The following is a 17,451-nucleotide window of genomic DNA, read 5'->3' on the forward strand; positions in this document are numbered from 1 at the left end:
ACGATTCTACCGGTGCCTTCCTCGGGTCGCGACGCCGGCTCAGCCCACGGCGAGCATGACCTCGACCACCGCGTCGAGCACCGCGTCGACCTGCGCTTCGCGGTAGCCTCCGCGCTGCGCGCGGAACGCCACCGACCGCACCTGCTCCGGCGTGACGGGATCACCGGTCGCGAGGTAGCGGGCGATCCGGTCGGCCACGACATCGACCTCGTCGACGCTGTATCCGAAACTCAGGATGCCGACCCGGTCGAAGCGCGAACCCCGAGGACGCGCGAGACGGTCAAGGATGACCTGCGCGGTGTCGCGCGTCTCGGCGACCCACGCGCGCGCTCCGAGTCGGGACAGCGCGTACTCGCGCTCCCGAGCGGCGAAGGCGTCCTCGACGCGTCCCAGAGCCGCGTCGACGGGTCCGATCGCGTATCCTCCGCGGACCAGCGGGAAGGACGCCGAGCGCACTTCCGTCGAGCGCAGGGCACCCGGCTCGTCGGCCTCGAAGGCCGCACGCGCCTTTTCTAGGAATGTGTCCACCGCCCGCTTCTCGTACCCCTTCTTCCGGCCGGGGGCATCGGGGAAAGGCGTCGTCGCCGTCCGTCGGTCGCGTTCGGTGTCGGTCATGCCACCCCCAGCGGCGAGAGGACGTAGTACATGGCAAGGGCGGCCGTCGCGGACGGCAGGATCGAATCCAGCCGGTCCAGGACGCCGCCGTGACCGGGGAGCCACGAGCTCATGTCCTTGATGCCGAGGTCGCGCTTCAGCATGGATTCTCCGAGGTCACCCACGGTGGCTGTCGCGAGCACCACGGCACCGAAGATGAGTCCGGCCCACCACGGCACCTGCAGCATGAAGAGTGCCAGGAGAACGCCGGCGACGAGTGCGGCGACACAGGCGCCGGCGAAACCCTCCCACGTCTTCTTCGGGCTGATCCGGGGCGCCATCGGATGCCGCCCCCCACGGCCGAACGTCAGCCCCGACACGTAGGCCCCCGTGTCGGCGACGACGGCCAGGACCAGGAAGGACAGCACCCACCACTCACCACGGTCCTGGGCCAGCAGGATCATGGCCATGCTGGTGAGGAACGGGACGTACAGCTGGACGAAGACCGCGACGAAGACATCGGCGAGGACGTCGTTGTGCGAACGCTCGTCCGCCGCCAGAAGCTGAGCGGTCAGTCGCCACACGATCACGAAAGCGACGGCCACCAGGGTGGCCACCCAGTGCAGCCACAGTCCAGCCAGGAACCCGCTCGCCAGAAGCAGGACACCCGCGGCGAGCTGCGGTCCGACGTCGACGCGCCGCCCCGACACCTGCAGTGCGCGCGAGAACTCGAAGACCGCGAGCACCATCGCACCGAGCGCGAAGAGCGCGAACAGGCTCTTGACGAAGATCAGCGACGCGACGACCACGACGCCGATCGCGACTCCGATGAGGATGGCGACGATCAGATCGCGACCGGTGCGCTGCTTGATCCGTTCGTTCGCCTGATCGAACTCCGCTCGCGCCTGTGCGATGTGCTGCTCGGCATCCGATCGCATGGAGCGGAGCTGCGACTCGATCGCGGTCACCGACTCACCGCTGGCCGGTGCACGGCGCACCGCATCCGCCCTCCGGCGGAGGGGCGGCGCGGCAGGAGCCGTCTCGTCGGCGTCGGGGGCCTCGGGCATGGGTCAGACCTCGAGCAGCTCGGCCTCTTTGCGCTTGAGCGCCTCGTCGATCGCGTCGACGTGCGCGCGCGTCACAGAATCGAGCTCCTTCTCGGCCCGCACGAGCTCGTCTTCGCCGACCTCGCTCTTGAGCGCATCCAGATCGTCCTTCGCCTTGCGACGGAGGTTGCGAACCTGAACCTTGGCGTCTTCGCCCTTGCCGCGGACGAGCTTGACGTACTCTTTGCGACGGTCCTCGGTGAGCTCGGGCATGGTCACGCGAACGATGTTGCCGTCGTTGGTGGGGTTGACACCGAGGTTCGGCATGTCGCGGATCGCCTGCTCGATGGCCTTCAGAGCCGACTTGTCGTACGGGTTGACCACGAGCGTGCGCGCCTCGGGGTTGTTCAGCGACGCCAGCTGCGCGAGCGGCGTGGGCGAGCCGTAGTAGTCGACCAGGATCTTCTGGAACATCTGGGGGTTCGCGCGCCCGGTGCGGACGGTCGCGAAGTCCTCCTTCGCGGCCTCCACGGCGCGATCCATACGCGCTCCGGCATCGGCGAGGACATCGGCGATCACGGTGACTCCATTCGTTGGAACTATCGATTCAGTCTAGTCGCGCGCGGGCCCGGCGCCCGGGCCCGCGCCGCGCGTCACGAAGTGACGAGGGTACCGATGGTCTCGCCCAGCAGCGCCCGTGTGACGTTGCCGGCGGGTTCCATGCCGAACACGCGCATGTCCATCCCGTTGTCCATGCACAGGCTGAAGGCGGTCGAGTCCACGACCTTCAGGCCCTGCTGCAGGGCGTCGCCGTAGGTGAGGTGGTCGAGCTTGGTGGCGCTGGCGTCGACGCGCGGGTCCGCGGTGTAGACACCGTCGACGCCGTTCTTGGCGACGAGCACCTCGGTCGCCCCGATCTCGAGGGCGCGCTGGGCGGCCACGGTGTCGGTCGAGAAGTACGGCAGGCCCGCGCCTGCTCCGAAGATGACGACGCGTCCCTTCTCCATGTGCCGCTGCGCACGACGCGGGATGTAGGGCTCGGCGACCTGGGTCATCGAGATGGCGGACTGCACCCGCGTGGCGGCTCCGGCCTGCTCGAGGAAGTCCTGCAGGGCGAGGGAGTTCATCACGGTACCGAGCATGCCCATGTAGTCGGCCCGGCCGCGGTCCATGCCGCGCTGGCTGAGTTCAGCGCCGCGGAAGAAGTTGCCGCCGCCGACGACGATCGCGATCTCGACGCGATCCACCGCCTCGGCGATCTCTCGGGCGATCTGGCTGACGACGTCGGGGTTGACCCCGAGCTGTCCCCCACCGAAGGCCTCACCGGAAAGCTTGAGCAGAACGCGGCGGCGCCGGGTCGCTTCATCGATCACGTGTCATGTCCTCTCGTCTGGTTCAAACTATCTCCCCCGCCACCGCGACCGATACGCCGCTCGCGCAGGGAAAAGGCCCGGGATGCCGTGGCATCCCGGGCCTTGTCATCGGTGCTTACGCGCCGACCTTGAAGCGGGCGAAGTCGGTCAGGGTGAGACCGGCGTCGGAGGCGACCTTGGCGACGGACAGCTTGTTGTCCTTCGCGTAGTCCTGGTCGAGGAGGGCGACCTGCTTGAAGAACGCGTTCACACGCCCCTCGACGATCTTCGGGAGAGCAGCCTCGGGCTTGCCCTCGTTGCGGGAGATCTCGGTGACGATCTCGCGCTCCTTCTCGACGTCGGCCTCGGGCACGTCGTCGCGGGTGAGGAACGAGGGGTTCGCGAACGAGATGTGCTGCGCGATGGAGCGGGCCGTCTCTGCGTCGTCACCGGTGTAGGCGAGGACGACACCGACCTGGGGCGGGAGGTCCTTGCTGGTCTTGTGCAGGTAGACCTCGAACTTGTCGCCGCGGATGGTGCGGACGCGACGCAGCTCGACCTTCTCGCCGATGATGGCGGCCTCGTCGGAGATGAGCTGGTCGACGGTCTGGCCGTCGGCGTCGGCGGCGAGGGCGGCCTCGACCGAGTCGGCACCGGCCGCGGCCGCCGCGGTGACGACCTTGTCGGCCAGCGCGATGAAGCGGTCGTTCTTGGCGACGAAGTCGGTCTCGCAGGCGAGCTCGAGCAGCGTGACGGCACCGTCGGACTCGCGAGCGGTGACCAGGCCCTCGCTCGTGGAGCGGTCGGCGCGCTTGGCGTTGCCCTTGGCGCCCTTGAGGCGCAGGATCTCGACGGCCTTCTCGACGTCACCGTCGGCCTCTTCGAGCGCCTTCTTGGTGTCGACCATGCCGGTGCCGAGCTGCTCGCGCAGCGCCTTGATGTCGGCGATCGTGAAGTTTGCCATGGTGTGGCGTCTCCTTGTCGTTGTGCGTTCTGATGTGAGACCGGCGGGGCCGTGCGCGCCCGGGGGCGCAGTCACGACCCCGCCGGATCGTAGCCTGTGCGGGTGACGCCGCGGTGAGCGGCGGCTTCGCTTACTTGCTGTCGGCGGCCTCGGCGGCGGCGACCTCGGAGGTCTCCTCGCCCGAAGCGTCGGCGACGGCCTCGTCGTGGGCCTCGGCGCCGGCGGCGTCGTCAGCGGACTCGGTCGCAGCCTCGGTCGTCTCGGCGTTGGTCTCGAGCAGCTCGCGCTCCCACTCGGCGAGGGGCTCGGCGGCCTCGTCCTCACCGGCGGGCTGGTGACGCTGGATCAGGCCCTCGGCGGCGGCGTCGGCGATGATGCGCGTGAGCAGGCTCACCGAGCGGATCGCGTCGTCGTTGCCGGGGATCGGGTACTGGAACTCGTCGGGGTCGGCGTTGGTGTCGAGGATGCCGATCACGGGGATGCCGAGCTTCTTGGCCTCGTCGATGGCGAGGTGCTCGCGCTTGGCGTCGACGACCCAGATCGCCGAGGGGGTCTTCTGCAGGTTGCGGATACCACCGAGCGACTTGTGCAGCTTGTCGAGCTCGCGCTTCTTCAGCAGGAGCTCCTTCTTGGTGAAGCCGCTCTCGGCCGGGTTCTCGTAGTCGAGCTCCTCAAGCTCCTTCATGCGCGCGAGGCGCTTGGAGACGGTCGAGAAGTTGGTGAGGAGGCCACCGAGCCAACGCTGGTTCACATAGGGCTGGCCGACGCGCGTCGCCTGCTCGGCGAGGACTTCCTGCGCCTGCTTCTTGGTGCCGACGAAGAGGATGGTGCCGCCGTGCGCGACGGTCTCCTTCACGAACTCGTACGCCTTGTCGATGTACGACAGCGACTGCTGGAGGTCGATGATGTGGATGCCGGAGCGCTCGGTCAGAATGAAGCGCTTGACCTTCGGGTTCCACCGGCGGGTCTGGTGTCCGAAGTGCACGCCGCTGTCGAGCAGCTGGCGGATGGTGACGACGGCCATGGTCGTACTCCTGTTCTGGGCGCTCTCGCGCCGTGGTTGCGGTTGTTTCGCGCCGTTCCATCGAGCGGCGAGCCTGGTGCCCGGCACACACCCGCCTTCCGCCGGGGCGGAGGACCGTGGGGTGTGGATGCCGCGCGGTGCGCTGATCCGAAGACCAGTGCGGTGCGCTGTGGGCACGCGGAGTCATCCCGATACACGGGATGCGTGCTCCAGCATACAGGACCGCTCCTCCCCACGAGGGCGGAACGCAGCTGTCCGCACGGATCGGCGAGAACCGGCTGCGCGGCGGTCACCCTCGCGGGCACCATCGGCGCATGACATCGGTCGCGCACCGCTCTTCGTCGTCATGGGACACGCGGAGAGCCTCCACCCTGATGGTGGTGACGGCGCTCTTCGTGGTGGCCGCCCTCGTTCCCGCACCCTCGGTCGCGGACGACGCGGATCCCCTGGCCGATCGGGGGTGGGTCTGGCCCGTGGAGGTGGTTCAGATCGTGCGCGCGTTCGAGGCCCCCGCCCATCGATATGCACCGGGCCATCGGGGAATCGACCTCGGCTCCGTCGTGCGCGTGCGGCCCCCTGCGGCTGGGACCGTCGCGTTCGCCGGACCGGTCGCCGGACGACCGGTGGTGACGATCGACCACGGTGACGGCCTCGTGACCACGCTCGAGCCGGTGACGACGGATCTCCACGCCGGCGATCCCGTGGCTCGCGGTGCCGCGGTGGGCGAGATCTCCGAGGGAGGGCACACCGCTCCCGAGACGGTTCACTTCGGCGTGCGGTGGCAGGGCGAGTATGTCAACCCGCTCCGGTTGCTCGGCGGGGTTCCGCGGGCTGTTCTCCTGCCGTGCTGCTGACTCGCCGGCGGACGCCGGTCGGGTTCGTCGCGCCCGTCATCTCACGCTGTTGCCGCGTCCTTCGATGGTGCTGTCGCCGATGCCCCCGGTCGCGGTGAGGGTGCTGTCCTGACCGCGGACGAGAACGGAATCAAGCCGGCCACCGATGGTGACGGTTGCCCGGTCGCCGCTGATCTCGAGCCGCCCGATCGCGCCAGCGGTCGTGAGGGCGGTGTCGTTGCCCTGGATGATGACGGTGTCCGCCGATGCGGTTGTGACCCGGATACGGTCTCCGGACATGACGAGCGAGCCGATGGTCGCGTTGCTCGCGTCGACCGTCAGCGCCGACCCGGAGACGGACAGTTCCGCACAGGTGCCCTCGACTCGCACCGTCTTCTCGGCACCGGAGACGGATGCCGAGCCGCCCTCCGCGCAGATGGAAGCTGCCCCGTCCGGAGACGTCGCCGGAGGCGCCGGGGCGGGAGGGCTTCCTTGCTCTGTCGGCGAGGGCGAGGAAGGCGGACGCGTCAACGATGGAGTCGCCGCGGTGGGAGAAGCCGAGGTCGCCGGCGGCGGGAGACGGGTGATGAGCGGGCCCGGTGCCGCGCTGCAGCCCGCGAGCACCGCGAGGCCGACGAGCAGCCCGCACGATGAGGCGACGAGTCGAGGGCGGCGATTCACGAGGCCACCGTACGGCGCCGGATCGCTCGACGCCAAGACGACGAGCGCGGGAAAAGGGACGGTGCGCTCACGCCCGGGGAGCCACGTCGCCGGGACGACCCGTGCACACACGCCCGGAGAGGAACGCTGCGGGGACGAACCGCGCGCTCACGCCCGCGGAGGAACGTTGCGGGACGGCCCGCGCGCTCACGCCCGCGGGTGAACGTTGCGGGACGGCCCGCGCGCTCACGCCCGCGGGTGAACGTTGCGGGACGGCCCGCGCGCTCACGCCCGCGGGTGAGCGAGCCGGTAGGCCTCGCGCAGACGCTCCGCGGAGACGTGAGTGTAGATCTGGGTCGTACCGAGACTGGCGTGCCCGAGGATCTCCTGCACCGAGCGCAGATCCGCACCGCCGTCGAGAAGGTGGGTCGCCGCCGAGTGGCGAAGCGCGTGCGGGCCCAACGATTCCGCCCCCACCGTCGGCGCCACGACGCGGGACACGAGGGCGTGCACCGCCCGGGGACCGAGCCGCCCGCCCCGAACGCCGAAGAAAACGGCGCTCGCCGCGCTCTCGCCGCGCCGGGCGAGGGCGGGTCGGCCCCGGACCAGGTAGGCGTTCAGAGCGCGAGCCGCCGGCACGCCGTACGGCACCACTCGTTCCCTGTCGCCCTTGCCGTGCAGGCGCAGGGTGCGGCGGTCGTGGTCGACATCGTCGATGTCGAGGTCGCAGATCTCCGAGACGCGGGCACCCGTGCCGTACAGCAATTCGAGGAGCGCATGGTCGCGGAGGGCAACGGCTTCGCCCGTCCTCGCCTCGGCCTCCGCTGCCGCGAGCACATCGTCGAGCGCGGGTGCCGTGACGACCGTGGGGAGCGTGCGTCCGCGTTTGGGCGCGACGAGGCGACCGCTCGGGTCGGCGTCGATGAGGCCTTCCTCCCGCGCCCACCGGAAGAAGCCCTTCACAGCAGAGGTCCGGCGGGCGGCCGTGGCCTTGCTGAGCCCGTTGGTCGTGGCATCCCACTGCCATTCCCGTAGGGCCTCGACGTCGAGGTCTCGGATGTCCGGGTCGCCGGACACGCGGACGAGGTGTGCGAGGTCGGATCGATAACCTCGAACCGTCGCCGGCGAGAGACGGCGCACGTCGGCAAGGTGGCTCAGGTAGCCCTCAATCGCCTCCGAGATACGCACAGATCAAGAATGCGCCCTCGGACCGCTCCGGAACCGCAGGGCGCGCTTGCCGCCAGCGGAGCGGCGCTCCCGGGCCTTCCCTCGACCTCACCTTCCTCGCTTCACCGACCTCCACAGCCCGTCCTCTCCGCGCGCGGCGCGCCCGTCGAGTTCCGCGAGACCCAGGAGCGCCTGGGCGTCGGCATACGCGAAGCCTGCGCGCCGGGCGACGTCCTCGGTGTCCCGTCCGACCCGGGAGGACAGAGCGTCGAGGAGTCGGCTCGTTTCGTCCGTGCGCCCGTCCGGTGTCGGGGGTGCGGCCACGGGGCCACCCAGCATCTCGCGCACGTCCGCGGCCGAGGTCACGCACACCCCGCCGAATTCGCGGAGCACACGATGACTTCCTGCCGAGGCGGCGCTCGTCACCGGCCCCGGCACGGCGCCGAGCGCACGGCCGAGCTGGGCGGCGTGCGCAGCGGTGTTGAGCGAGCCGCTCCGGTGCCCCGCCTCGACAACGATGACGGCGTCCGCCAGCGCCGCGATGAGGCGGTTGCGCGACCCGAACTTCAAATGTGTTGGTTGGACCTCGCCCCTGCCGCGTAGCACACCCTGAAGGGAGATACGCATGGGAACCGAGAAGATGAAGAAGCCCGCCGCCAGCTACGCACGTATCAGCGAGAAGGTAGACCTCGTGGAGTGGTTCGCGTTCCTCGATGCCCGCGACCTCGATGCCCTCACCGTGGAGCGCCGTCACCTCGACTGGTGGCGCAACTGGCTGACCGATACCGGCAGCGCCCTGAGCACCGTCGCGCGAAAGCTCGCCGCCATCTCGTCGTTCTACCGATATGCCCAGGCCGAGAACATCCTCCAGGTGAACCCGGTGCAGCTCGTCACCCGCCCCAAGGTGGATGCCGACCACTCCTCAACCAACGGCATGACCCGGCAGCAGGCGCGCGACCTCATCGACGCCGCCCGCGAGGACGGTCCCCGTTCCCACGCGCTCGTCTCCCTCCTCCTCCACACTGGAGCCCGCCTCGCTGAAGTGCTGAACGCCCGCGTAGACGACCTCCAGCGCGACACCGGGCACCGCGTGCTCGTCGTCCGCCGCAAGGGGGGCAAGGTGTCCAAGCTCGTCCTGAACGCGCCCGTAGTCCACGCCCTGGCCGCGTACATGGGGCAGGCCGTAGCCGAGGGGACACAGCTCACGACGACCGACGCGGCGAGCGCTAATCCGCACATCTTCACGACCCGCACCGGCAAGGCGTGGGCAGCATCCGAGGCATTCCGCACCGTGCAGCGACTCGCTCGTCGTGCGGGCATTGAGGGCTCGATCTCGCCCCATTCGCTCCGCCACACGCACGGCACCCTCGCGCTGGACAACGGCGTCACCCTGCACGACCTCCAGGACTCGATGGGCCACGCCGACCCCCGCACGACGCGCCGCTATGACCGCGCTCGTCGCCGCTTGGAGAAGTCCTCCGCGTACACGCTCGCTAACGTGCTGAGCTGAGCGAACGTTCGACGAGCGTCAGTCTTCATCTCCATCGTCGGCGCCCACCAAGACTTCCGCGTCGATGCTAGAACCAGGCCCTAGCTTCTCTCGCGGCTCCTTCAGCAGAAGCGCTTCCTTCAGCCCCGGATGGACCTTGATTTGCTGCTCGTTCGCGGTGAAGGTGGCCTCCGGATCTAGGTACTTCCAAACCCACCCCGAACCGGACTTCGGGCCACCTACGCGTCGAACGCCGATGATCGAGAAATCGAAGAGCGACCGAAGCATGGCTTCGGCAGCGGGTTCGTCAAGCTTCTGTTGCTTCGCCGCTGCCACGAACTCGACCCGAGAGAACGTCGTTAGTCCGATTCGCTGCAGGATGGAGGTCGCCGTCTCGTGCTCAGGCATCTGTTTGTGGATCTCATCGCGAAACTCCTTCAGCAGATACTTGGAGTAGGCGTTTCGCGCCTCGTACAAGTGCTTGTTGGCAATCAATCCTGCGCCCGCAGGATCTTTTTTGTATGCCGCGAGCGACTCATTGCAGAACTTGATGACATCGCGAGGCCGCAGCAAGGTGCGGTCGAGCATGAACGTGTACTTCGGCTTCGAGCCGCGAGTCAGCTCGCTTTCGTCAAATACATCTCCCCAAGCGACATCCGGCTTCGAATCAGTGCCCAGCTCTTCCCTGAAACGACTCTCCATGAGAGACCGGAGCGTCACTGGTGCGTCTTCGTAATCCCAGTGAAGCGTCACCGACTCATCGTCGGCCTTGTTCTTGTCCTCGAACTGAATGCGCGCGAAGATGTCGTCCCGCAAAAACACAACTGGGTAGATCGCGCGCCCAGCCTTGCGTGCAGCCAAAAAGAGGCCTCGCGCGGCGAGGATTAGCCCGCTGAGTTGGTCGGCGTAGTCCTTGTCGTCGGGGTTGAAGCCGAGATCGAGCTCGTCGAAGCAGATGTAGTAGCTCACCTCGGGATCGCTGGCTGTGAAGACCGCGGCCTGCATCGCGGCATTCACCTCGTTGAAGTGGACCGGCAGGTGGCTCATCTCGACGCTCTTGACAGTCAACTTTCCGAAATGAGAGGAGCCTAAAGTGCCGCTCAGATCGAGCCTGCGAGTCGGCGCGAACACTGTGGTGAAGGAAGGATTGGCGGACCCGTATGAGTCAACCAAGAAGTTTTCCAACGCCGTCGTTGCCTCCCAGACGGCCCCAGACATGTCGCCCGCAGAACCGGAACGACCGACGATGGCGGACGCCAGTGTGAGCAGGAGTAGGTATCGCCAGCTCGCGCGGAAGCGCAACTGCTGCTGAGCGCCCGCCTCAGCCTGAAGCGCGTGGTGCGCCCACTGATAGTCGCTGTAGCTCAGTGCAGCGGCGAACGACTTTGTTGGATCGAAGTCCTCGGTGATCTTGGAAAAGATGGCCGTCTTGCCCGCGCCCTTTCGGCCCAACACGAGGTAGGTATCGCCGTTCAATACGGAGTCGTACACGGGATGCCGCTCGAAACAAGTCTTCAGCAGGCGGTCGGCGTCTGCGGCATTGGAACCAAAGTTCTTGACGGCATGCAACGAGTGCGGCACAGCTGGGGTAGTCATGTCCTCGACAATATGGCCTTGACCCGTCGGCATGACGGGCGCCGCGACCTGAAACCGGCTAGCGCCGCGCTCAGAACCCTCCTGCAGCCAGCTCGCCCCGGCGCTCGCGCAGCTCGGCACCCTCCCCGCGCCAACTCGATCACGTACGACCAATCGGAGCGCCCCCCGATGAATTCGCCGGCGAGTGCTTTGAGCCACGCCCGCCTATCGCAGGTCATCGGCTTGGTGATCGACGCCGCCTCGCACGCCGCCGCAGCTCGCTTTCCCGGGGGAAGCACCTCACCCCCTCGCCTTGCGGGCTTTGAAGGCGTTCAGCTTGCATAGCCTTGTTCAGCACAGGGTCTTCGGTCTCGTCGTCGTCAGTTCGCCGCCGCAGTGCGCGCATGCCTTCACTCCCGCAGCGTGCGATGATCCCGCCCCAATCCTGTGGGCTCTCGCGCAGCTCGCGACCATTTCCGCATACCTTCGCTGCCAATTACCCTTTGGCAGCCTTGCCAACCTGTACGAATTGCCTCGTGCGACCGGAGGCCTTGGGCGCCTCGTTCAATACTTGCTGGCGTTATCTGTCGTGCGGACCGGTCACAGCGCCGTGAGGGTCGCGATGGGCTCGTCTTCAGAGGTACCCAGCCTCACGAAGCGAGTACTCGGCCTGGGCCGCCGCTTCTAGCACTAGTCGCCGAAACTCGCGCAGGGCTGCAGCCTCCGCTCGGAAAACGAAGGCTTGCGAGATGGTGGGATGGAGTTCGCGCAGTTCGGCAGTGAGTGCTACATGGCCGTCCTGGCGCACAACTGCAAAGTCCGGCACCGAGGCGCTCGGCAGCCTGGTCATCCCGATGTAGTAGGCAGCCGTATTCGCCGCTGCCGGGGCCTCACCCTGAATCTGGATACCGACATATGACCCGTCGGATGGCACGAGCCGATAGTCCGTCGGCCTGTTTCTGACTGATGCGCTCACGGTGATCGCCTGCCCGGACAGCGGTGCGGAAAGTGCCTCCTCTTTGAGTTGCTTAGCGAGGGCCGCGCCGAACGCCTGCTTCATCCTCACGGTGATGGCATCGATCTCCCCATGAGACAGGCCCCCGTGACCGCTGAGCATAGATCGCATAACGGCGAGCTGATCGCTGACCGCAGGGGTTGCCGCCGTCAACACCTGCTCCTTGATCATGGCAACGGTGTCGATGACTCGTTCACTCACGAAACGAAGGAACTGGGCCGGTGAGCCTGCGTCGGCGGCTTCGAGCGCGTCAAGGTAATCGGCCTTCTGGTCCGCGAAGATCACAAGAGGTACACCAAAAGCTCGATAGAGGAATGTTGCCGCTAGGGCACGAGCCACCCGACCGTTGCCGTCGGCAAACGGGTGGATACAGACGAAGGCATAGTGTGCGTAGGCGGCTTGAACGACCGGGTGAGCGTCGGCGAACGCCTTTGAACGCATCTCCTCAATCAGGCGAGCCATCTCGCTAGGCGTATCGATAGGCGGCGCGTAGCTGTGAACTACGTTGGAGTCGAAGTTCAATGGGTTGTTTGGGTAGAGCTTGTACTCGCCCTTCGGGAGATCCTGCTCCTGCGAGCCGACCTCCGTGATGACGGTGTACTTCTCTTGCGAGGAGGTGACAATCTGGTGCAACTCCCTCACCCAGACCTCGGTGATCGGGTGCGCACCGGTCGCGGCGTCGAGAACGAAGTCGTACGCGCGCACAGCGTCCTCGATTGACGCAGCAGCAAACTCGCCCTTGACCGCGTGAATGTTCTCCCAGGCTGCAGAGCTGACCGCAACGCTGTAGGTGAACCCACGGTCTACCTGGAAAAGGCCCTCGATAGCACCGGTGTTGATCGCCGCCCACTTGGTGGCGATGCGCACGGCGTCCTCCAGCATCGCAGGTTGAGTCGAAGCCCTGAGATCATCCAGCTGTGAAACGAAGCGGTCGAACGCCGAAGAGTCAAACGGCGCGGAGAGCCAATGCTCGAACGGCGGGAATGGCTCGTAAGGCTGGATGGTGGGCTGAGCGGCTTCGGCAGCCTGGGCGAGTGCGTCGTCGGTCATCTTCTCTCCAAGGCGGCTCGACTCGAGATCAAGGCCAATCTATAAGGCGCACTGACGCGCCAATGATCACAACTTGACTTTTGGTGCACCTGACCTCAGATTGTGATTGTCGCGCGCTGGCAGTCATATCAGAGGTTTGGGTGACAGGAAGCGCCACGTCGTCGGCGCAGCGCCACACGGGGTCTCACTGACCACCGCGCCCGACTTCGTGATAGACGCGAGCAGGCTCTCGTGTCCGCGGGGATAGGCGCGGTCCACACCCCCGGCGAGAAAAGCAATGGTGCGCCCCTCGGTGGAGGTCCAGCTGCGCGACGACACCCTCACCGCAATCGAGCGGGACGTGCTCTCCGGCGACGGCGAGGACGACCGCTTCACCGGCATCCTCGAAGCCTCCGGCCTCCAGATCCAGGAATACGTGGGCGACCTCCTCAGCACCCTCTCCACCGCCAAGTACAAGATGCTCGGCCAGGAGCGCACCATCACCGGATGGGCTTTCAACCCTCTCGACCTGCAGGCGCTCGAGATGCTGCGCGAGAACGGAACGAATGGGGCGTTCCTGTTCAAGTCGCGTAGCGAGATCGAGGGTTTCCTCGGAGCACCCATCGTGACGTCGCTCGGCCTCCCCGTGGGTCGCGCCATTGTCGCGGACTGGAATCAGGCTGAGTTGCTGCCGGTGGGAGACGACGAGCTGATCTTCGACGGCAAGAACCGTACCGAGAACAACACTTTCCGGCTCATGTTCGAGGGCCGCTACGGCTTCCGCACCAGGAAGCCGTTCGACTTCGTCTCTGTCGACCTGCTCGGGTGACGTCCCTGGGCGGGTGGGCGCGTGACTGTTGCCGCCCACCCGTCCAGCGATGACGCGTCATCGGGACGTCGCCCGATCAGGCGGTCGTGTTCGCCGTGATCCAGTTGAGCGCGTCCTCCCCGGACAGCGTGCCGGAGGCCTTTCGCAACATCGTTCGCATCGGTTCTTTCAGTGCGGGATTGCTGCGCGCAGCCGTGATGAGGTGGAACAACGCCACAGTGTCCAGAACGAGATTGCCTTCATCCTTGACGACAGCCAGTTCGTCGCCCCTCAACAGAGCAGGTCGCTGGCTGGGGTCGCGTTCGGCAAACTGGTTCGCTATCAGCCAGAAGTTCGGCACAGGTGCAGTGCGATTCTCCGATACGAACTTGGTCACGAAGCGCTGCGTCGTCATGAGCTTGGTTCCCTTGACGCCCTTAGTCGTTCCCGTGGCGTCTCCAATCACCATCCATCCAGGCTCGTCTTCGTCGCGAATCCGATAATCCTCACGAGGCTCACGCTCGTGCCAAGTCGGGTCCATGTCCTCCACGTCAAATCCGATCTCCCGAAGAACGTCGCGGACTTCGTTCTGCAGCTCGATCCCCTGACCATTGAGCAACAGTCGTTCGTGCTGCGCAGACGAGGCGCGCAGGGTCTCGTACGCCTCGGAGAGTGTCGCGAGCTCACGTTCGTGCGCGGCCCGTCGCGCCTCAAAATCGCTCTTCTCTCGCTGAATTTCAGCCAGTTTCGAGCGCTCGTCGGCTGTGGACCACCTCTCATCTTCGATCCATTCCGGTGCGCCGAAAAACGTTGCCGGGTCCTCGGCATGCCACTCTTTGAAAATTCGGCCCAGCCACGGCCGGAGGTCATTCACATCGCTCGGGATGACCCAAGCCGATGAGCCAGGAGCGCGCTGATAGCGCGCCGCGTAGATGAGTCCATTCGAACCCGCCAGAAGCGTCTCAAACGGTGGCCCCATGCGCTCGCCTTCATCCGTCAGAGCGACCACCTTGACTCCGAACTGGTGTTCGCGTTCCCGAACTACCGGCAAGAGCGACCTCTTGACAAACTCCTCAAGCTCTTCGTCGAGGGGTGACGGAAAAAACGCCCGCTTGCCCTCTCCCCAAACCAGTTGCAGGGCATGGTGGGCTCGGTCCTTCTCATCAGTGAGAACGTCCTCGAACTGAGCGCCGCTTGCCATCAACGCGACGAGCTTCAGATTGGTCGGAACCGTCCGGGTGGGATGCCACTGCCCCGCGAAAGATTCGAACGCCCATCCCGCCCGGCCCATCATCACGATCGCATCCCACTCGGTGGGATCCACCTCTTCGAAGCTGTCTATGGATTTCTGGGTTCCCGATATCTCCCCCAGGATGCTTAGAACGGGGTCGCGGAGATGATCCGGAAGCATCACAAGAACACGCGGGCGGGGGGACTCGTTCAGGTCGCGCACCCTTGAAGCGTAGAGGCGCGGAACGCTGCCGCGCCAAAGCTGGGAAACATGCGCCGTCCTGACAAGATGACGCCATGGTCGTGATGAACCCCAATGCAGCACGTGAATACTGGCGCGCCCTAGTAGAGAATGCGACGGGATTGATTCGCGATGCGCACGCTCTGTACGACATTGCATCGTTCGGCCGGGCTCGATCGCTCGCAGTTCTCGCCGAGGAGGAACTCGGCAAGGCCACCACGGTCTATGACAAATTCGCCGACGCGTGGACGACGGGAGAGCCGACCCCACGCGACCTGCCCACCGAGACCGCCCGGCACCATCTCGCAAAGTACGCCGCGGCCTACGAGTTTGGACGCGAGCTCGATGCGTTCTGGGGCGGCGGATACGAGACCCAGCTACCCGACGGCGACGGGTGGGAGAGCTGGGGAGCAAACGAGTGGAAGTCGTGGCACGACGAGCAGCAGGCAAGATCTCTCGAGGCGGCGCGTGCTGCGAATGCGGACAAGCAAAGCGGCTTTTACGTCGACCTGACCGCCGATGGCCTGAGCACACCCGATCGGTTCAAAGAGGAAGATGTGGCCGATCAGCTGGTGCGCGCGGCGCAGGTGATCGAGATGATGCTCATAAAGGACCACACGCGCATGCAGAATCTCGACGATTCTCGGTATGACGGAACGCATTCGATGCAGTGGTCCCTGATGCGAACCTCCCACGGGCAGGAGTGGTCCGACTGGGCCCAACGAGCTGCAAGTCGTGAGGATCGCGGCTCATCTGATGGCGTTACCGATTCCCGGATCGACCCCTAGCTGAGATAGGCGAAAAGTCAATTTTGCGCACGCGAAGGAGGCGGTCGTAGCCACGGAGCGTGAGGGTGCCCCGGCGAAGCGCGGTATCAAGGGGCCGCAACACCTCGGGGTCGGGTGCGGCCGCGCCGCGCAGCCACGTGCCAGGCACATCCGCGTTGCGCCGCCACGGAGTCTCGGCCCACCGGCGCGCGGCCCGTTCGCGCGCGCACCGCACGGTCGTACGCGCATCTCGCGTCGTCACGGCGGTCGCGGCACTCGAACGACGCGCGTCCGACACCCGCTGCAGCCGGAGATCGAGGTCGATGCGGTCGAGCAGGGGCCCGTGTAGCGGTAGGAAAGACCCATGAGTGATCTGCAGCGAATCGGGGAGTTGGACCGGCACTTCTTCCGGGAATTGACGAACCTCCGCGACCGAGACGGGGGTATTGACGACATCGCGATCACCCCGTTGGTGGACGCGTGGTACGCGTGTTTGGAGTGGGCTGGCCATGCGGGCTTGACAAAGGAGCAGGCGCGCAACGTCGCCGAGTCAGGACAAGAGGCGTCCGAGCACTACGGCAGATACACGCATGCCAACGGAAGAGAGAAGCGATTCGAACTCCTGGCGATGCGTGGAGCTCTCGACGTGTTTCTGGCGCTATTCACCGACCGCGAGAGCGCAGGTTTTGAGGATACTGACCTCGACACGCTACGGAAGAAGATTGAACGCGCCTCGGTCGAATCTGAGCACGCTCTCGGCGTGATGGTTTACGTTAGTGATCAAATCGCGAAGGTGGAAGAAGCCGCGAAGGGTGCCCAGACGGCCCTCGCCGCTGCCAAGAAGGCTGCCGAAGGCGCCGAAACCGCCGTCGGATTGGCGAAGAAGGCGGCCACCGAAGCAGCTACCACAGCCCTCGAGGAGGAATTTCAGACCACAGCGTCTAAGAATTTCAGGGCAGCGTTTTGGTTCCGTTCCGCGACGATCTTCGTGCTGGGGATTGTCATTGTGCTTGCGATAGTTTTCGCGCTCAGTCATGCACCCGTGCAAGGCCAGGCAGTCGATTGGTACGGCATCACCTATCGTTTGGCAGTGCTGTCAGGGTTGGGGGCTCTCGCGGCCTATCTCGGACGTCAAGCTGGCAACTACGCCCGGCTGGGGACGTGGGCCCACGGCATACAGATCCAGCTCAAGGCCTTCTTGGGCTTTGTGAACGAGATCGAGGACGGGGAGGCGAGACAGACGATGTTCACGCTGTTCGGCAAGCGCGTCCTTGAGTCGCCGCCGGACGGGAAGTCGTCGGGCGACGATGTCCCGACGAACCTAATCCAACCGATCTTCGAACAGGCAGCGAGGCTCCGATCGCCGCAGGGCTAGGACCGAGGCTGGGGATAACTCTCCCAACCCCGACCCACCATGAAACGATCCGGACATGGAAGATGACGGTCTCTTCATCACAGACCCGGACTGTCCCGCCTGCGGCACCCGGTGCTATCGCGATGGGCGGGCGTGGCGCTGTCGTGGGTGCGACCTCCCCGTGATCGGGCACGGCACGCTCGTGGATTGAGCGTCAGCCGGCCACCGCCACAAGGTGCTTCGTCGCCTCCCGAAGGTGGGACAGGTCTACGTGCTGCCACGGCTCACTGTTCGGCGTTGCCC

The 17,451-nt window shown here is 66.0% G+C and carries 19 protein-coding genes; 5 read left to right on the forward strand and 14 right to left on the reverse strand.

Annotated features, from left to right (window positions below; translation table 11 throughout):
- Nucleotides 1-39: 39 nt before the first annotated feature.
- From MHY30_RS07365 to rpsB, 6 genes are all read right to left on the reverse strand, one after another.
- Nucleotides 40-615 (reverse strand): DivIVA domain-containing protein, encoded by a 576-nt coding sequence (locus MHY30_RS07365; protein WP_239276220.1) that lies wholly within the window; start codon nt 613-615, stop codon nt 40-42.
- Nucleotides 612-1,661 (reverse strand): phosphatidate cytidylyltransferase, encoded by a 1,050-nt coding sequence (locus MHY30_RS07370; RefSeq protein ID WP_239276221.1) that lies wholly within the window; start codon nt 1,659-1,661, stop codon nt 612-614. Before MHY30_RS07370 ends, MHY30_RS07365 begins: the two co-directional genes overlap by 4 nt.
- A gap of 3 nt (nt 1,662-1,664) precedes the next feature.
- Nucleotides 1,665-2,219, reverse strand: coding sequence for a ribosome recycling factor (gene frr / locus MHY30_RS07375; RefSeq protein ID WP_239276222.1), 555 nt, complete (start codon nt 2,217-2,219; stop codon nt 1,665-1,667).
- A 74-nt stretch (nt 2,220-2,293) separates the two neighbouring features.
- A complete protein-coding gene (pyrH, locus tag MHY30_RS07380) occupies nt 2,294-3,013 on the reverse strand; it encodes a UMP kinase (protein ID WP_239276223.1) in 720 nt (239 codons plus the stop codon).
- Between the two features lie 115 nt (nt 3,014-3,128).
- Entirely contained in the window at nt 3,129-3,956 is an 828-nt protein-coding gene (gene tsf, locus MHY30_RS07385; protein WP_239276224.1) for a translation elongation factor Ts, read from the reverse strand.
- 130 nt (nt 3,957-4,086) lie between these two features.
- A complete protein-coding gene (gene rpsB, locus MHY30_RS07390) occupies nt 4,087-4,980 on the reverse strand; it encodes a 30S ribosomal protein S2 (protein WP_239276225.1) in 894 nt (297 codons plus the stop codon).
- Between the two features lie 314 nt (nt 4,981-5,294).
- On the opposite strand from rpsB, the gene MHY30_RS07395 reads away from it, so the two are divergent.
- On the forward strand, nt 5,295-5,834 hold the full coding sequence (locus MHY30_RS07395; RefSeq protein WP_239276226.1) for a murein hydrolase activator EnvC: 540 nt from the start codon (nt 5,295-5,297) through the stop codon (nt 5,832-5,834).
- Between the two features lie 36 nt (nt 5,835-5,870).
- On the opposite strand, the gene MHY30_RS15320 is transcribed toward MHY30_RS07395, so the two are convergent.
- The 3 genes from MHY30_RS15320 to MHY30_RS07410 all read right to left on the reverse strand — a co-directional run bounded on the left by MHY30_RS15320 (nt 5,871) and on the right by MHY30_RS07410 (nt 8,267).
- Nucleotides 5,871-6,605 (reverse strand): DUF3060 domain-containing protein, encoded by a 735-nt coding sequence (locus MHY30_RS15320; RefSeq protein WP_308192651.1) that lies wholly within the window; start codon nt 6,603-6,605, stop codon nt 5,871-5,873.
- Nucleotides 6,606-6,758: 153 nt separating this feature from the next.
- On the reverse strand, nt 6,759-7,661 hold the full coding sequence (locus MHY30_RS07405) for a tyrosine recombinase XerC (protein ID WP_239276228.1): 903 nt from the start codon (nt 7,659-7,661) through the stop codon (nt 6,759-6,761).
- An 87-nt stretch (nt 7,662-7,748) separates the two neighbouring features.
- On the reverse strand, nt 7,749-8,267 hold the full coding sequence (locus tag MHY30_RS07410) for a DNA-processing protein DprA (RefSeq protein ID WP_275438190.1): 519 nt from the start codon (nt 8,265-8,267) through the stop codon (nt 7,749-7,751).
- Here MHY30_RS07410 and MHY30_RS07415 point away from each other — a divergent pair.
- On the forward strand, nt 8,266-9,150 hold the full coding sequence (locus MHY30_RS07415; RefSeq protein WP_239276230.1) for a tyrosine-type recombinase/integrase: 885 nt from the start codon (nt 8,266-8,268) through the stop codon (nt 9,148-9,150). The two genes, MHY30_RS07410 and MHY30_RS07415, sit on opposite strands and share 2 nt — an antisense overlap.
- A gap of 18 nt (nt 9,151-9,168) precedes the next feature.
- Here MHY30_RS07415 and MHY30_RS07420 read toward each other — a convergent pair whose 3' ends face one another.
- The 3 genes from MHY30_RS07420 to MHY30_RS07430 form a co-directional block, all read right to left on the reverse strand.
- A complete protein-coding gene (locus MHY30_RS07420; RefSeq protein WP_239276231.1) occupies nt 9,169-10,725 on the reverse strand; it encodes a P-loop ATPase, Sll1717 family in 1,557 nt (518 codons plus the stop codon).
- A gap of 613 nt (nt 10,726-11,338) precedes the next feature.
- On the reverse strand, nt 11,339-12,769 hold the full coding sequence (locus tag MHY30_RS07425; protein WP_239276232.1) for a Fic family protein: 1,431 nt from the start codon (nt 12,767-12,769) through the stop codon (nt 11,339-11,341).
- Between the two features lie 123 nt (nt 12,770-12,892).
- The gene (locus tag MHY30_RS07430) at nt 12,893-13,150 is read right to left on the reverse strand and encodes a DNA-processing protein DprA (RefSeq protein ID WP_239276233.1); all 258 of its coding nucleotides are present in this window, start codon (nt 13,148-13,150) and stop codon (nt 12,893-12,895) included.
- Here MHY30_RS07430 and MHY30_RS07435 point away from each other — a divergent pair.
- Nucleotides 13,047-13,577: a phage major capsid protein gene (locus MHY30_RS07435; RefSeq protein ID WP_239276234.1), complete on the forward strand. Its 531-nt coding sequence runs from the start codon at nt 13,047-13,049 to the stop codon at nt 13,575-13,577. The genes MHY30_RS07430 and MHY30_RS07435 overlap by 104 nt on opposite strands.
- A 76-nt stretch (nt 13,578-13,653) precedes the next feature.
- Here the strand turns inward: MHY30_RS07435 and MHY30_RS07440 are convergent, their stop codons facing one another.
- Nucleotides 13,654-15,009, reverse strand: a complete 1,356-nt coding sequence (locus tag MHY30_RS07440) for a hypothetical protein (RefSeq protein WP_239276235.1) — start codon at nt 15,007-15,009, stop codon at nt 13,654-13,656.
- Nucleotides 15,010-15,083: 74 nt separating this feature from the next.
- Here MHY30_RS07440 and MHY30_RS07445 point away from each other — a divergent pair, with 74 nt between their 5' ends.
- Nucleotides 15,084-15,815: an AbiV family abortive infection protein gene (locus MHY30_RS07445; RefSeq protein WP_239276236.1), complete on the forward strand. Its 732-nt coding sequence runs from the start codon at nt 15,084-15,086 to the stop codon at nt 15,813-15,815.
- Here MHY30_RS07445 and MHY30_RS07450 read toward each other — a convergent pair.
- On the reverse strand, nt 15,790-16,197 hold the full coding sequence (locus tag MHY30_RS07450; RefSeq protein ID WP_239276237.1) for a hypothetical protein: 408 nt from the start codon (nt 16,195-16,197) through the stop codon (nt 15,790-15,792). The two genes, MHY30_RS07445 and MHY30_RS07450, sit on opposite strands and share 26 nt — an antisense overlap.
- Between MHY30_RS07450 and MHY30_RS07455 the strand changes: the two genes are divergently transcribed.
- Nucleotides 16,159-17,169: a hypothetical protein gene (locus MHY30_RS07455; protein WP_239276238.1), complete on the forward strand. Its 1,011-nt coding sequence runs from the start codon at nt 16,159-16,161 to the stop codon at nt 17,167-17,169. The two genes, MHY30_RS07450 and MHY30_RS07455, sit on opposite strands and share 39 nt — an antisense overlap.
- Nucleotides 17,170-17,451: the final 282 nt, after the last annotated feature.

Origin of the sequence: Microbacterium sp. ACRRU (assembly GCF_022346945.1) — a bacterium.
GTDB lineage: Bacteria > Actinomycetota > Actinomycetes > Actinomycetales > Microbacteriaceae > Microbacterium > Microbacterium mcarthurae.

What these genes read in the sequence shown, in the direction of transcription:
- MHY30_RS07445 (WP_239276236.1), top strand. Translation starts at nt 15,084, where the DNA reads ATGGTCGTGATGAACCCCAATGCAGCACGTGAATACTGGCGCGCCCTA.
- MHY30_RS07395 (WP_239276226.1), top strand. Translation starts at nt 5,295, where the DNA reads ATGACATCGGTCGCGCACCGCTCTTCGTCGTCATGGGACACGCGGAGA.
- MHY30_RS07455 (WP_239276238.1), top strand. Translation starts at nt 16,159, where the DNA reads ATGAGTGATCTGCAGCGAATCGGGGAGTTGGACCGGCACTTCTTCCGG.
- tsf (WP_239276224.1), bottom strand. Translation starts at nt 3,956, where the DNA reads ATGGCAAACTTCACGATCGCCGACATCAAGGCGCTGCGCGAGCAGCTC.
- MHY30_RS07410 (WP_275438190.1), bottom strand. Translation starts at nt 8,267, where the DNA reads ATGCGTATCTCCCTTCAGGGTGTGCTACGCGGCAGGGGCGAGGTCCAA.
- MHY30_RS07365 (WP_239276220.1), bottom strand. Translation starts at nt 615, where the DNA reads ATGACCGACACCGAACGCGACCGACGGACGGCGACGACGCCTTTCCCC.
- MHY30_RS07430 (WP_239276233.1), bottom strand. Translation starts at nt 13,150, where the DNA reads ATGCCGGTGAAGCGGTCGTCCTCGCCGTCGCCGGAGAGCACGTCCCGC.
- MHY30_RS07435 (WP_239276234.1), top strand. Translation starts at nt 13,047, where the DNA reads ATGGTGCGCCCCTCGGTGGAGGTCCAGCTGCGCGACGACACCCTCACC.
- rpsB (WP_239276225.1), bottom strand. Translation starts at nt 4,980, where the DNA reads ATGGCCGTCGTCACCATCCGCCAGCTGCTCGACAGCGGCGTGCACTTC.
- MHY30_RS07425 (WP_239276232.1), bottom strand. Translation starts at nt 12,769, where the DNA reads ATGACCGACGACGCACTCGCCCAGGCTGCCGAAGCCGCTCAGCCCACC.
- MHY30_RS07415 (WP_239276230.1), top strand. Translation starts at nt 8,266, where the DNA reads ATGGGAACCGAGAAGATGAAGAAGCCCGCCGCCAGCTACGCACGTATC.
- MHY30_RS07370 (WP_239276221.1), bottom strand. Translation starts at nt 1,661, where the DNA reads ATGCCCGAGGCCCCCGACGCCGACGAGACGGCTCCTGCCGCGCCGCCC.
- MHY30_RS07420 (WP_239276231.1), bottom strand. Translation starts at nt 10,725, where the DNA reads ATGACTACCCCAGCTGTGCCGCACTCGTTGCATGCCGTCAAGAACTTT.